This is a genomic window from Bradyrhizobium sp. CCBAU 25338 (assembly GCF_028128965.1).
Taxonomy (GTDB): domain Bacteria; phylum Pseudomonadota; class Alphaproteobacteria; order Rhizobiales; family Xanthobacteraceae; genus Bradyrhizobium; species Bradyrhizobium liaoningense.
Window position 1 is genome coordinate 18825 of the sequence record NZ_LFKY01000034.1, and the last position, 13685, is coordinate 32509.

Below are 13685 nucleotides of genomic sequence, written 5' to 3' on the forward strand. Positions count from 1 at the left end.
TAGGCCTTCCGACGGAGGGGGGCGTAATTCCACCGGAAGGTAGACTGGGGAAGCCAGCGTTGCGCTGCTTCCCCGAAGGGCACCGGCGGCGGGGGCGACTGATGCCGGCGATACCCTTCATCTCGTAGGCCTCCTTAAGGCCTCAGCCCTTGGCGAGGGGCACCGCGACGAAGCGCGACTGGCCGCCGCTCTTCACGCGCATCAGGACGCTGTTCTTGTTGTCGGTCCGCGCCGCGTTGATGGCGTCACGGACTTCGCCCGCGGTGGCCACGCTCTTGCCGCCGACTTCGAGGATCACGTCGCCTTCCTTGAAGCCGCGTTCGGCCGCGGCGCTCTTCGGATCGACTTCGGTGACGACGACGCCTTCCTTGCCGGCGCCGGCCACGGAGTTTGCGGGCGCAACGGTCATGCCGAGCTTGGGCACGTCGGTGCCGCGATTGGCACGCTTGCCGCTGTCATTGTCGGTGTCGGCCTTGGCCTCGACCGTGTTCGGCAGCTGGCCGAGGGTGAGGTTCACGACCTTGTCCTGGCCCTTGTGCAGCACGTTGAGCTTCACGGTCGCGCCGGGCGCCATGCCGCCGATGGTGCGGGCGAGCTCACGGGCGTCCTTGACGGATTCACCGTTGACCGCCGTGATCACGTCGCCGGACTCGATGCCCGCCTTGGCGGCCGGACCGTTGGCCTGCGGCTCCGCCACCAGCGCGCCTTCGGCCTTCTTCATGCCGAGGCTGTCGGCGATGTCGGAGGTCACGGGCTGGATCTGCACGCCGATCCAACCGCGGCTGACCGAGCCCTTGTCCTTCAGCTGCGCGACCACGCTCTTGACGGTGTTGGCCGGAATCGAGAACGCGATGCCGACGCTGCCGCCGGACGGCGAGTAGATCGCGGTGTTGACGCCCATCACCTCGCCGTTGGTATCGAAGGCGGGACCGCCGGAATTGCCCTTGTTCACGGGCGCGTCGATCTGGATGAAGTCGTCATAGGGCCCATTGCCGATGTCGCGGCCGCTGGCCGAAACGATGCCCGCGGTCACGGTGCCGCCGAGGCCGAAGGGATTGCCGACCGCAAGCACCCAGTCGCCGATCCGCGGCTTGCTGTCGGCGAGCTTGGCGAACGGGAAGTTCGAGCCGCCCTCGACCTTGATCAAGGCGAGGTCGGTGCGCTGGTCGGTGCCGATCACCTTGGCGGTGTAGGTCTTGCCGTCATCGGTGGTGACCTCGACCTTGTCGGCGCCGTCGACCACGTGGTTGTTGGTCACGGCATAGCCGTCGGCCGAGATGAAGAAGCCGGAGCCCTGGCCCTGCACGACGCGGCCGCGGCCTCCCTTCAGGCCCGGGACACCATCGGGACCGCCGAAGCGGCGGAAGAAGCGCTCCATCGGCGAGCCCGGCTGGAACGGCGAGGAGGAATCATCGCCGTCATCGCTGCTCGCGATCTTCTCCTTGATGTTGACCTTCACCGAGATCACCGACGGCTTCACGCGCTCGACGATATCGGCAAAACCGACGGGACGCTCAACCTGACGAACCTCGTTGTTGACCTGCGCGTGCGCCGGGCTGGAGAACAGGTCGGCCGGCGAGGTCGAAGGGCTGAAGCCGTAGACAGCCGCGCCGAGGCCGGCGACGACCGAGGCCATCAGCGCGAGCTTGCGCGCAGAGAACACCGACCGGCGCGGCTGCCGGTACGACGGAAGGTTCGAAAGGTCGGGACGTTCGGTCATGCAGAAATCTCCAGGGCCTTGAATTCTTTTGGCGCTGGATGCCAGCACCTTACGGACCTGAAGATGGGGGCTCGCGCCTTACCGTGCGCTGGCTGGGGGGTTAAACTTTCGTAATGAAGAGATGAGGTGGATGCGGCAGTTTAGCGCATGCCGAAAATCGTGGTCTTACAGGAACTTAACCGAGTTCCTGGAAAGGCGCATGAACGCAATTCTGGGCGCTCTCAGCTTGCCCTGACACTGACGATGAACTCGTCGACTTCGCGCTTCAGGGTCTCGGCCTGCTGCGACAGGTCAACCGCGGAATCGCGCGCCTCGGCGGCCATGCGGCCGGTCTCTGCGGAGGTCGAGGTGATCTGGACGATATGGTTGGAGACGTCGAGGGTGCCGCGCGCGGCGTCCTGGGCACTGCGCGTGATCTCCTGCGTGGCGTTGCGCTGCTGGGCGGTATCGATCTCGATGCCGGACATGATGGACGAAATCTCCGACAGCGTCCTGGAAATGCCGTCGATCGCGCCGCGGGTCTCCGCGGTGATGCCCTGAATGCTGGCGACATGGGAGGTGATCTCCTCCGTCGCCTTGCTGGTCTGATGCGCCAGATTCTTCACCTCGGAGGCGACCACGGCGAACCCCTTGCCCGCCTCCCCTGCCCTCGCCGCCTCGATGGTGGCATTGAGCGCCAGGAGATTGGTCTGCGATGCGATCGCCTGCACGAGCTGGACGACCTCGCCGATCTTGTCGGCGGCATCCGACAGCGTGTGGATGGTATCGCGGCTCTTCTCCGCCTGGGACGCCGCGCCCTCGGCGCGCTGGGTCGCGTCCGTGACGCGGCGGCTGATCGTACCGATCGAATTCGTCATCTCCTCGGCAGATCCTGCGACCGTCTGCACGCTGGTGCTGGCCTGGTTCGCGGCGCTCGCGACCGCATTGGCCTTGCTGCTGGTGTCGTTGGCCGTCCGCGACAGCGTCTCGGCATTGGTCTTCAGATGCACGGCCGACGACGCCACGCTGTCGACGACGCTGGCGACGAGATCGTTGAAACGCCTGATCCGGTCGTCCAGGAATTTCGACCGCTCGGCCTGATGCTGCGCTTCGTGCAGCTGCTGCTCGGAGAGGCGGCGCCGCTCGAGGCCGTTGGTCTTGAACACCTCCAGCGCACCGGCGAGCAGGCCGATCTCGTTGGTGCGGCCGAGCCCGGGAACGGACGTCTCGAACTTCTGGTCGGCGACCTCGCGCATCGCATGCACGATCGCCGCCAGGGGACTGAGAATGCCGTTGCGCACGGCGAACCAGGTGGTGAGGCAGATCGCGGCGGCAAGGATAGCGATCACGCCGCAGGCGACCAGGAACCAGGAGAACGCGGTCTGCGCCTGCTGATAGATCTGCATGGCATGGTCGCGCACGGGGCCGCTCAGCGAGGCGAAGTCCGAGGACAGGCTGGTGATCTCGTTGTTGAGATAGAGCACCGCGATGAAGCCGGTGCCGCCGCCGATGCCCAGCAGAAACAATAACGCAGCGACGACGGCGCCGACCAGGAAGCGGATCGTCAGATTGCTGTTCGCGAACATCGGGAGGACTCGGAGGCTGGAATCGATCTCGCGACAAGCTTCCAGACAAAGGTCAAAATAGCATGAAGCGCGCGGCAGCGGCCGCAGCCTCCGCTCCATTTTGTGGTTCGACGTCAGGAAGATTTGGCATCGTCCGACATCAACGCAGCGAGCCGCGCCTCCTCCTCGGGCGTGAGCGGCGCCGCCGGTACGTCTGCACCGCTTCGCGCGCGGCGCCGGATCTGCAGCCACAGCGCCAGGGCCCCGCCGAGCAGCAGCACCGGCCCGAGCAGCCACAGCAGAAGATTCTGTCGTTCGAAGCGCGGTTTCAGCAGCACGAACTCGCCGTACCGCGCCACCAGGAAATCAAGCACCTGAGAATTGCTGTCTCCGGCGGCGATGCGTTCGCGCACCAGGAGCCGCAGGTCGCGAGCGAGCGGGGCGTCGGAATCGTCGATCGACTGGTTCTGGCAGACCATGCAGCGCAGCTCGCGCGACAGCTCCCGCGCGCGCGATTCCTTGGCGGGGTCCGACATGATCTCGTCGGGCTGGACGGCGTGGGCCGCAGGCAAAGCCAGCAGCATCAACGCGATGAACGCGGCCATCATGCGGCGCATCGGATCATTCCGCGGGCTGGAGGCGCTGCTTGGCCCGCGCCGGCTTCGGCGCGCCGACACGCAGGCGACGGTCGGAGAGCGAGAGCACGCCGCCGAACGCCATCAGCACCGGCCCCCACCAGATCAGCAGCACCATCGGCTTGTAATAGATGCGCACGGCGATGGCGCCTTCGGCAGTGGCATCACCGAGCGAGACGTAGAGCTGGCTCGCGCCGCGGGTCAGCAGCGCGGCCTCGGTCGTCGACGAGCCGCGCGTGGTGAAGCTGCGCTTCGACGGCGTCATGACCGTGAGCGCCTCGCCATCACGGCTGATCTTGAACTCAGCGATCATCTCGCGGTAGTTCGGGCCCTGGCGCTGAAACAGCCCGTCGAGCTTCAGGTCGTAACCGGCGACATGAGCGACGTCGTTCGGCTTCATCGTCGCGATGTATTCGCTGTTCCAGGTGGTCTCGCAGACGATCCCGATCAGCGCGACGCCGAGGCCGGCATGCGCAAACGCCGTGCCCCAGGCCGATCGCGGCAGGCCGCGCGCCCGCTGCAGCACCGTCGCGAACGGCAGGCGACCCAGGCCCGTCCGCTCGACGATGTCGGTCACGGCGCCCGCGATGACGAAGACGCCCAGCCCGATCGCAAGCGGCGCCAGCGTGCTGCCGCCAGTTGCCCAGCCCCAAGCGATGGCGACGGCGACGAGGCCGGCAACGCCCGCCGCGAGCAGGCGCTGCATCACGCCTAGCAGATCGCCGCGCTTCCACGCCAGCATCGGCCCGAACGGCACCGCGAGCAGCAACAGGGCAAACAGCGGGGCGAAGGTGAGATTGTAGAAGGGAGCGCCGACCGACATCTTGAAGTCGGCGAGCATCTCCATCGCCAGCGGATAGAGCGTGCCGAACAGCACGACCGCGCAGGCGACCGTGAGCAGGAGATTGTTCAGCACCAGCGCGCCCTCGCGCGAGATCGGCGCGAACAGGCCGCCCTGCTTCAACGAGGTGGCGCGGCCCGCGAACAGCGCAAGGCTGCCGCCGATGAACAGGCAGAGGATCAGCAGAATGAACACGCCGCGGGTGGGATCGGTGGCGAAGGCATGCACGGAGGTGATGACGCCCGAGCGCACCAGGAAGGTGCCGAGCAGCGACAGCGAGAAGGTCAGGATCGACAACAGGATCGTCCAGACCTTCAGCGCATTGCGCTTCTCCATCACCAGCGCGGAATGCAGCAGCGCGGTGCCGGCGAGCCACGGCATCAGCGAAGCGTTCTCGACCGGATCCCAGAACCACCAGCCGCCCCAGCCGAGCTCGTAATAGGCCCAATACGAGCCCATGGCGATGCCGAGCGTCAAGAAGATCCAGGCGACCAGCGTCCACGGCCGCACCCAGCGCGCCCAGGCCGCGTCGATCCGTCCCTCCATCAGCGCCGCAATGGCAAAGGAGAACGAGATCGAGAAACCGACATAGCCGAGATAGAGCATCGGCGGATGCACGGCCAGCCCAATGTCCTGGAGCACCGGATTGAGATCACGTCCCTCGACCGGCGGGTTCGCGATGCGCAGGAACGGATTCGATGTCACCAGGATGAAGAGATAGAAGGCGCTGGCGATCCAGGCCTGCACGGCCAGCACATGCGCGCGCAGCGACAGCGGCAGATTGTTGCCGAAGCTCGCGACCAATCCGCCGAACAGCGCGAGGATCGACACCCACAGCAGCATCGAGCCTTCATGGTTTCCCCACACACCCGTGATCTTGTAGAGCAGCGGCTTCGTCGAGTGGGAGTTCTCGTACACGTTGGCGACGGAGAAATCCGAATTCACGTGCAGCATCACGAGCGCCACGAACGACACACCGACGAACAGGAGCTGCGCCAGCGCCGTGGAGCGCGCCACATTCATCAGGGCGGCATCGCGCAGGCGCGCGCCGATCAGGGGCACGATGGACTGAATCAGTGCCAGCCCAAGCGCCAGCACCAGCGCGTAATGTCCGGATTCTGCGATCACCGCATCGCTCCTTGCGGATTACCCTGTGCGGTCGTGGCCGCAGGCTTGGCTCCCTCAGGAGCCTTGATGCTGTCAGAAGCCTTGCCGCCGTAGTCGTCCTTCCAGTGCCCCTGCTTCTTCAGGGCATCGGCGACCTCCTTGGGCATGTAAGTCTCGTCGTGCTTGGCAAGGACGGTATCGGCCTTGAACACGCCGTTGGCGTCGAGTGCGCCTTCGGCGACCACGCCCTGCCCTTCGCGGAACAGGTCGGGCAGGATGCCTTTGTAGGCGACCGGCAGCTTTGCGCTGCCGTCGGCGACCTCGAAGGTCACCGCCAGATTGTCGCCGCGCTGCAGCGAGCCGGGCTGCACCAGCCCGCCGAGGCGAAACCGCTTGCCGGGCTCGACGTGCTTCTCGGCGACCATGGTTGGCGTCGAGAAGAACACGATGGAGTCGCGAAGTGCGTTGAGCACCAGCGCGGCCGCGAGCGCGAGCACGGCGAGCGAGCCGCCAATGATGGTCATACGTCGCTGCTTGCGCGTCATGGCGTATCCGTTCTCCGCTCGTCTCGTCCCGAAATCGTCATCCGCCGAGCCCGAGAGTCCTCAGGCCGTCGTTGAGCTGGCGCAGCCGCTCGGCGTCGCCGGCAACCGCCTGCTGGGCATCGGCCGATGCCCCCATGGCCTTGTCTCGCTCGCCCATCACGAGATAGGCGCGCACCAGGCGCAGCCAGCCCTCGACATCGTCACCGTTCTGCTTCAGCCGCGTGGCCAGACGATCGACCATGCCGCGCACCATCGCGTTGCGATCGCCTTCGGCCATATCCTTGGAAGCAGCAATCGTCTCATCGGACAGCGCGGGCATCGCGCCGCCCCCGCCGACTCGCGCGAGCGAGGACTGCACCAGGGCACGCCACGGCGCATCCGCGGGCGCCTTCGCAAGCAGCGCGCGCCAGATCGTGGCTGCATCGCCTTTGCGGCCGTCCTGCTCGGCCGCAAGACCCAGGAAGTAATTCGCCTTGGGATCGTCGGCGTTCAAGGCATGTGCTCGCTCGAATTCGGCCTTGGCGTCGGCGGTCACCACGCCGCCGGCAGCGGCCGCGATCGCTTCGCCAAGATCGGACCGGCGCTCCGCGCTCTCGCCATTGTAGGTGAGCGAGTTGCGATAGGCGCGCACCGCGTCGTCGAAGCGGCCGAGCCGCTCCAGAACCGGCGCGAGCACGTTCCAGCCACGCCCGTCGGTCGGATTCTTTTCCAGATGTTGCTCGACCTGTACGACGAGGTTCTCGAGCGATTGCGCCATGCCGGACCCGCGCTCGCGCTGCGCCAGGGGAAAGTCCTGAAGCTTGGGTGAGCCGAGCGGCATGTAGACACCGACCGCAACGAGCGGCAGGCCGGCGAGCGCCAGCACGGCCGCCACACGGCGCCATTTGAGGTTCGACTTCGGCGCCATTGCGGGCTCGCTGGCTGCCGCCGCGAGCAGCCTGCGGCTGATCTCGACGCGCGCAGCCTCGGCCTCCGGCGCCGGAATCAGCCCTGCAGCCAGATCACGCTCGATCTCGGCCAGCTGGTCCTTGTAGACCGCGACCTCGCTGCCCTGACCTTGCGCGCCGCTACTGCGGCCAAGCGGCCAGAGCACGGCGAAAATCGCCGCGACCGTCATCAGCGCGAACACGAACCATAGAGTCATCTGGCAAGCTTCCGGTAGCGCACGAAGCGCCTATAGGTGCCTTTACACCACGGCCGGACAATGCGGCAATTGACAATTGTCAAAGCGCTCCACGGCATACAGTCCCGAAGAGTTGAAAATCCAACAGCTTAGCCGATCTCGAAGTCCGCACTTCGCGCCGCGTCCTCGCCGTGCCCGTTGAAGGCCCTCAGGAAGTATGTTCCCGGCTTGATTGCATCCGGCAATCTGATGCGCAACGCTCCGACCGGAACCCGAGATGCAACCCTCGTGGTCGTCTCCGGCAGTTGCCGATCGCTTGCCTTCTCGACCAGTACCACCTTGGCGCCGACCATCAGCCTTTGATACTTGGCAACGATGACGCGGTTCTCAATCTCGATCGAGCTGATAACGGGTTTCATGCGCCCACAGATAGAAATTCCCGGACTTGCTCGGGGACCGTACGGCGCGCCATCGATATGGTCAACCAGAAATTGCGGCGGTGAAATTTGCGCTTAGTCAGCCCGCGCGCGACGATTTGCGCTCGCCAGTGAGTGCGTTCTCTGCGGCCCGGCTCATCAGCGAGGCGTAATCGTCGCCGAACAGCACCTGGCAGAAGCGGATCGCGGCCTGCACCTGCTGCTGTCGATACCCGCGGACCTTGTGATCGGCGGCGCGCAGCGACTGCACCAGCTGCTCGGTCGAGCGTTCCACATATTGCTGGAGGTCGGAATAGGTGCGCAGCGTCACCTCGTTGATCGCAAGCTCGCTCGCATAGTTGCGGCAGGTCGCGACGAAGTCGATCAGCGCCACCGCTTCCTCCACCTCCGTGCTGTCGACCCGCGCGCCCGGCGGAATGTCTTTCTCGGGGCGCTGGCGCAGGATGCGGCGAACGCGGCCGGGAACGCTGTCGATTTCGGACTGCAGCGCATTGGAAATGTCGGCGCGGATCGACGTCAACTGCTTGCCCCAGGCGGAATCATTGCGCAGGTCGAGCTCGGTGCGCAGACCGCGCACGCCGTCGTGCAGCGTCTTGAGATTGCCGGCGACGTTGTCGAAATGGCCGCGCTTGATGTCCATGCGAAGGATCGCCGCCACGCAGGACAAATCATGCAGCGCCATCGTGACGGCAACGCCATAAGGCGTTGCCGCGACACGGATCTCGTCGTCGGACGCAGCAATCTTGATGGCGAGGCGGATGATCTGCCAGGGGGCGGTCATCCGCTGCACGACCATCGAGAGCGCGAAGGGCAGCATCTGCGGCGTCTGAAGCGCCGGAATGTTGAGCGCCGACGTCACCGAGGCGATCTGTGGATCGCCGAAGGTGCGCAGGAAGCGCGGCAGCCTCTCGTTCACGGTGGCGATGGCCTCGCGGACCTGGAGTATCGCACCAATCAAATAGAGATCCTCGATCACGTTCGGCGGGCCGACGCGGGCCAAGGCGCGCGATTTGTCGCCTCCGCCCGGTCCCGTCAGCTCGAAGATGGCATCCGCGGCCACCGTCTGGAGCTTCGAGGCCAGGGCTTCGACCTGCCCTGTATTGTCGGCCGGCATGCGCGACAGCAGCGCCTCGACTTCGTTCACCTTGCCCGGTGCGCCGTCACGGCCGAGCCACTGCCAGATCGGCTGGAGCGAGGAGCGGCGAATCTGGCCGACCCGGATCGGAGTGCCCGCCTCGACCAGGAATGGTTCCAACACCTGGAACAACAGCCGCGACAGATCGTCCGTGCGCGGTGGCGCGGCTTCATCGGCTTCGGTCTTGCGGACGATGTTGCGCAGCTGCTCGAGCACCAGGGTCGCGACAGCCGTATCCTGGCCGCGCTCCAGCGCGCGCTCGAACTCTCGCATCAGCAGGGCCTGCGCCTGCGGCGGGAGCTGCGCGAGATATTCCCTCAGCCGCTCGATCGATGTCTGGCTCATGCGCCCGGGTAATGCACGGTAAAATGGCGGACATGGGATGCGTCCGGGCGCGATCATAGGACGCCCCACTTAAGAAGCCGTTTAGGAAGTGGGTCCGAATGCCCGCGGTTTCCACCAGACGGAGATCGACGAAGACGAAAAACAACGTCAAAACAAGGAACTACAGCCCCGGAAGGACCAATTCGGCGCGCAGGCCACCGGTCGGCGCAGCGCCGAGCGAAAGGCTGCCGCCATAGAGCGCGGCAAGATCGACCACGATGGAGAGGCCCAGTCCCGATCCGGGCTTGGACTCATCGAGCCGCTGGCCGCGCCTGGAGACCTGCGCGCGTTCCGCTTCCGACAGGCCACGGCCGTCGTCGTCGACAATGATCCGCAGGCGCGGACCCGCACCCGCCTGGTGCGGCGCCTCGACCAGGACCTCGATCAAGACGCGCGAGGCCGCCCATTTGCAGGCATTGTCGACGAGATTGCCGACCATCTCTTCCAGATCCTGCCGCTCGCCGCGAAATTTCGCCGACGGATCGGCCCTGGCTTCGACGACGATGCCACGATCGCGATGGATCTTCTCCATGGTCCGCCGCAGCGCCTCGATGGCAGGCGCCACCTCCGTCACGGTCGCGACGACCGAGACCCGCGCCGCAAGGCGCGCACGCTCGAGATGATGGGCGACCTGGTCGCGCATCAGGTCCGCCTGCTCCATCACCTTGGCCGCGAACGGATCGGCCAGGTGGGTGCCGGCCTCGTTGACGATGACCGAGAGCGGCGTCTTGATCGCGTGGGCGAGATTGCCGACATGGGTGCGCGCGCGCTCGACGATCTCGCGATTGGCATCGATCAGCGCGTTGGTCTCGCGCGCCAGCGGCGCGATCTCGACCGGGAATTCACCTTCGAGCCGCTCCGCCCGGCCGGAGCGGATGTCGGCAATCGACTCCGAGATGCGCTTGAGCGGCGCGAGGCCGAAGCGGACCTGGAACACGGTCGTCAGCAGCAGCACGATGCCGAGCGCGGTGAAGGTGCCGCCGAGATAGTAGTCGAAGCTTCGCGTCTCGTCGAAGATCTCGGTGTCGTCGCCGGCGACGCTGACGAGATATTTGCCGTCGGCGCCGAGATCGACCGGCCGTTCCACCATGCGCAGATTCTGCCCCTCCGGGCCGTCGACATAGGCGAGGCGGATACCGGCGGCGGTAAGCTCGGCGCCCTGGTCTTCCAGCTTCGGCAGCTTCTTGTCCCAGAGCGAGCGCGAGGACCGCACCTCCGGCTTTTCGGTGTCGGTGCGCGTGATTTGCCAATACCAGCCGGACAGCGGCAGCTCGAACAGGGGCTCGCCCAGCGACTGGAACTGGCGGTCCGGCGGCTCGTCAGGGGTCGCGACCTCGGCGATGAGGGTGCGCAGATATAGATTGAGCCGGCGATCGAAGGCGCGTTCGGTGGCGTTCTTGTAGACCGACGACAGCACCACACCGGTGATGGCCAGGATCACCACGAGCCAGGCGGTCGCCGACAAGAACAGTCGGTTCGCAAGCGAGCTAGCGGCCATCGGAACGGTCCCGGCAGGGGCTGGAAGTCAGGTCGTCGGAGGTCATGGTCCGACCAAGGCCCGTGTCAGGGCGGCCGTCAAGCCCGGACCGCTCGAAGCCCGGACCTCAAGCGCCCGGCGCAGGCGGCGGGGTCAGGAGATAGCCGAGGCCGCGGACCGTCTGGATGATGTCGACGTCGAGCTTCTTGCGAATGCGGCCGACGAAGACCTCGATGGTGTTGGAGTCGCGGTCAAAATCCTGGTCGTAGAGATGCTCGACCAGCTCGGTGCGCGAGACCACCCGCCCGGAATGGTGCATCAGATAGGCCAGAAGCCGATATTCGTGCGAGGTCATCTTGACGGGATTGCCGGACACGCTGACCCGGCCGGTCCTGGTGTCGAGCGTGACGGGACCGCAGCTGAGCTCGCTCTGGGCGTGGCCGGTCGAGCGGCGCAGCAGGGCGCGGATGCGCGCCAGCACCTCCTCAAGATGGAACGGCTTGGCGACATAGTCGTCGGCGCCGGCATCGAAGCCCTGCACCTTGTCGCTCCAGCGGTCGCGTGCGGTGAGGATCAGGACCGGCATGGTGCGGCCGTTGCGGCGCCAAGCCTCCAGCACCGAGATGCCGTCCTTCTTCGGCAGGCCGATGTCGAGCACCACGGCATCATAGGGCTCGTTGTCGCCGAGATAATGCCCCTCCTCCCCGTCGAAGGCCCGATCGACGACATAGCCGGCGTCGGTCAGCGCCTTGGTGAGCTGGCGATTGAGATCGGGGTCGTCCTCAACAACGAGCAGGCGCACGCTTCTCTCCAAAGATTGGCTGCAAGAACAGGCTGCATGAACACTGCCAGAGATGAGCAATTCCGGCGTGAACTGAATATGAACGCAGGGAACCGGCCTACGTTACTTTTTGGTCATATAGAACCTGTCGCAAGCCAATGCGACTGCGCCCGCCATGCCGCGGGACGAGCCGGGGGCATGGCGGGCGCAATGTGCCGCGTCACGCGGCGAGCCGGGGGGAGCCGGCGTCCGGATCCGGCGGTCAGGTCCGGAAGAAGACGAACCAGACGACCGCGAGGATCAGGATCGCAAGCCCGGTCGAGATGGCGAGCAGCGCTGCCACCGAAGGCCCGGGCTCGCCTTGGCGCGCCTCGGTCGGAGTTTCCACGATGCGGTTCTGCTCTCGCGTGGTTGCCATGGTGACCTCAATCTGTGGCTGTCGCTTGCGATGACCGCGACTTCCTCGCGGTTACGAAGTGTCCGGGGCAACGCGTGATCTCGGGCGATGTTCCGGACCGTGGGCCCGTCCGGCAATTTGGAGCAGGCGGCGATTAACGCCGTTGCAAGATTCCGCGCCGGCGGTTGCTATGATTCGCACCTGTGCGATGTTATCCTTGACGTTCGTCCTCTGTTGCGTCTGGAGTAGCCCATGGCCCCCCGCGCCAATTGGAAGGGTTTTCTGCGTCTGTCGCTCGTGACCTGCCCGGTCGCGCTCTATCCGGCCACCTCGGATACCGAGAAGGTCTCGTTCAACCAGATCAACCGCAAGACCGGCCACCGGATCAAATACCTCAAGGTCGACGCCGAGACCGGCGACGAGGTGACCTCCGAGGACATCGTCAAGGGCTACAAGGTCGACACCGACACCTATATCGAGGTCACCAAGGACGAGCTGGACGAGATCGCGCTCGACTCCACCCACACGATCGAGATCGACGAGTTCGTGCCCAAGACCGACATCGACAATCGCTATCTGATCCGCCCCTACTACCTCGTGCCGGACGGCAAGGTCGGCCACGATGCCTATGCGGTGATCCGCGAGACCATCCGCAGCATGGACAAGGTCGCGATCGGCCGCGTGGTGCTGACTAACCGCGAGCATATCATCGCGCTGGAGCCGCTCGACAGCGGGCTGATGGGTACGCTGCTGCGCTACCCCTACGAGGTCCGCAGCGAAAAGGAATATTTCGACGACATTCAGGACGTGAAGCTCACCAAGGACATGCTCGACCTCGCAAAACACATCGTCGAGAAGAAGTCCGGCGCGTTCGAGCCAGAGCTGTTCGAGGATCATTACGAGACCGCCCTGATCGATCTCATCAACAAGAAGCGCAGCGGCATGCCGATCACCGCGAAGGCCGCACCGAAGACCGGCGGCAATGTCATCAATCTGATGGACGCGCTGAAGAAGAGCATCGCGAACGAGAAGGACGCTGCTCCCGCGGCGAAGGTCGCCAAGGAGACGGTCAAGGGCAAGAGGCCGAAGAAGCGCGTCGAGGGCCAGCGCGAGATGCTGCTGCCGATCGCCGGCAAGGGCGGCAAGGACACTGCGGCGAAGACAGCGACCAGGGAAGCGACGAGGGACACTTCGAAGAAGGCCGACAAGCCGGTGCGGACACCGGCGCGGGCGAAGAAGGCCGGCTAGCAGCATCACGCCCGCGATCGCGCCGTGATGTCTCTCCTCGCCGATCGGCCGGCCTGACATGCCCTGGTCGACGGCGTTCGACGATCCCGTTCGCGTGGGCAACAAGCGCAAGCTGCTCACGCTTCAGGATGCGGCGGACTACATCATGCACCTGCCCGATGACGCCCAGCACGAGGCGCACTGGCAGACTGCCATCGAGACTTTGATCAATGCGGCCGAGACGGGCGGCGGGTGGGTGATGTTCGCCCGCATCGCCATGTTGCGGGCGCTGAATGCGGACGGCCGGAGCGGATGAGGCGCGACGGAGACGT

The 13685-nt window shown here is 65.6% G+C and carries 13 protein-coding genes; 2 read left to right on the top strand and 11 right to left on the bottom strand.

Going from position 1 to position 13685, the window contains the following annotated elements:
- Positions 1-142 precede the first annotated feature (142 nt).
- The 11 genes from ACM42_RS14115 to ACM42_RS14165 all read right to left on the bottom strand — a co-directional run bounded on the left by ACM42_RS14115 (position 143) and on the right by ACM42_RS14165 (position 12147).
- Complete coding sequence (locus tag ACM42_RS14115; protein WP_271528493.1) at positions 143-1720, bottom strand: Do family serine endopeptidase; 1578 nt, start codon at positions 1718-1720, stop codon at positions 143-145.
- A gap of 221 nt (positions 1721-1941) precedes the next feature.
- Positions 1942-3285 (bottom strand): methyl-accepting chemotaxis protein, encoded by a 1344-nt coding sequence (locus tag ACM42_RS14120; protein WP_271528494.1) that lies wholly within the window; start codon positions 3283-3285, stop codon positions 1942-1944.
- Between the two features lie 113 nt (positions 3286-3398).
- Positions 3399-3881 carry a cytochrome c-type biogenesis protein gene (locus ACM42_RS14125; RefSeq protein WP_271528495.1) on the bottom strand — a complete coding sequence of 161 codons (483 nt, stop codon included), beginning with the start codon at positions 3879-3881 and terminating at the stop codon, positions 3399-3401.
- Positions 3882-3885: 4 nt separating this feature from the next.
- Positions 3886-5868, bottom strand: coding sequence for a heme lyase CcmF/NrfE family subunit (locus ACM42_RS14130; RefSeq protein ID WP_271528496.1), 1983 nt, complete (start codon positions 5866-5868; stop codon positions 3886-3888).
- Positions 5865-6392, bottom strand: coding sequence for a cytochrome c maturation protein CcmE (gene ccmE, locus ACM42_RS14135; protein WP_271528497.1), 528 nt, complete (start codon positions 6390-6392; stop codon positions 5865-5867). The genes ACM42_RS14130 and ccmE overlap by 4 nt, the downstream gene beginning before the upstream one ends.
- Positions 6393-6429: 37 nt before the next feature.
- Positions 6430-7536: a c-type cytochrome biogenesis protein CcmI gene (gene ccmI, locus ACM42_RS14140; RefSeq protein WP_271528498.1), complete on the bottom strand. Its 1107-nt coding sequence runs from the start codon at positions 7534-7536 to the stop codon at positions 6430-6432.
- A gap of 128 nt (positions 7537-7664) precedes the next feature.
- The gene (locus ACM42_RS14145; RefSeq protein WP_028177861.1) at positions 7665-7934 is read right to left on the bottom strand and encodes a hypothetical protein; all 270 of its coding nucleotides are present in this window, start codon (positions 7932-7934) and stop codon (positions 7665-7667) included.
- Positions 7935-8031: 97 nt separating this feature from the next.
- A complete protein-coding gene (locus tag ACM42_RS14150; RefSeq protein WP_271528499.1) occupies positions 8032-9432 on the bottom strand; it encodes a hypothetical protein in 1401 nt (466 codons plus the stop codon).
- Positions 9433-9592: 160 nt separating this feature from the next.
- Positions 9593-10969, bottom strand: coding sequence for a sensor histidine kinase (locus ACM42_RS14155; protein ID WP_271528500.1), 1377 nt, complete (start codon positions 10967-10969; stop codon positions 9593-9595).
- 106 nt (positions 10970-11075) lie between these two features.
- Positions 11076-11750: a response regulator transcription factor gene (locus tag ACM42_RS14160; RefSeq protein WP_011085905.1), complete on the bottom strand. Its 675-nt coding sequence runs from the start codon at positions 11748-11750 to the stop codon at positions 11076-11078.
- A gap of 241 nt (positions 11751-11991) precedes the next feature.
- Positions 11992-12147 carry a hypothetical protein gene (locus tag ACM42_RS14165; RefSeq protein ID WP_162832009.1) on the bottom strand — a complete coding sequence of 52 codons (156 nt, stop codon included), beginning with the start codon at positions 12145-12147 and terminating at the stop codon, positions 11992-11994.
- A gap of 231 nt (positions 12148-12378) precedes the next feature.
- On the opposite strand from ACM42_RS14165, the gene ku reads away from it, so the two are divergent.
- Entirely contained in the window at positions 12379-13374 is a 996-nt protein-coding gene (ku, locus tag ACM42_RS14170; protein WP_271528501.1) for a non-homologous end joining protein Ku, read from the top strand.
- Between the two features lie 58 nt (positions 13375-13432).
- A complete protein-coding gene (locus ACM42_RS14175; RefSeq protein ID WP_194388423.1) occupies positions 13433-13669 on the top strand; it encodes a hypothetical protein in 237 nt (78 codons plus the stop codon).
- Positions 13670-13685: the final 16 nt, after the last annotated feature.

Coding starts and splice junctions, on each gene's coding strand:
- ACM42_RS14125 (WP_271528495.1), bottom strand. CDS start 3,881: ATGCGCCGCATGATGGCCGCGTTCATCGCGTTGATGCTGCTGGCTTTG.
- ACM42_RS14155 (WP_271528500.1), bottom strand. CDS start 10,969: ATGGCCGCTAGCTCGCTTGCGAACCGACTGTTCTTGTCGGCGACCGCC.
- ku (WP_271528501.1), top strand. CDS start 12,379: ATGGCCCCCCGCGCCAATTGGAAGGGTTTTCTGCGTCTGTCGCTCGTG.
- ACM42_RS14175 (WP_194388423.1), top strand. CDS start 13,433: ATGCCCTGGTCGACGGCGTTCGACGATCCCGTTCGCGTGGGCAACAAG.
- ccmI (WP_271528498.1), bottom strand. CDS start 7,536: ATGACTCTATGGTTCGTGTTCGCGCTGATGACGGTCGCGGCGATTTTC.
- ACM42_RS14115 (WP_271528493.1), bottom strand. CDS start 1,720: ATGACCGAACGTCCCGACCTTTCGAACCTTCCGTCGTACCGGCAGCCG.
- ACM42_RS14165 (WP_162832009.1), bottom strand. CDS start 12,147: ATGGCAACCACGCGAGAGCAGAACCGCATCGTGGAAACTCCGACCGAG.
- ACM42_RS14120 (WP_271528494.1), bottom strand. CDS start 3,285: ATGTTCGCGAACAGCAATCTGACGATCCGCTTCCTGGTCGGCGCCGTC.
- ACM42_RS14145 (WP_028177861.1), bottom strand. CDS start 7,934: ATGAAACCCGTTATCAGCTCGATCGAGATTGAGAACCGCGTCATCGTT.
- ACM42_RS14150 (WP_271528499.1), bottom strand. CDS start 9,432: ATGAGCCAGACATCGATCGAGCGGCTGAGGGAATATCTCGCGCAGCTC.
- ccmE (WP_271528497.1), bottom strand. CDS start 6,392: ATGACGCGCAAGCAGCGACGTATGACCATCATTGGCGGCTCGCTCGCC.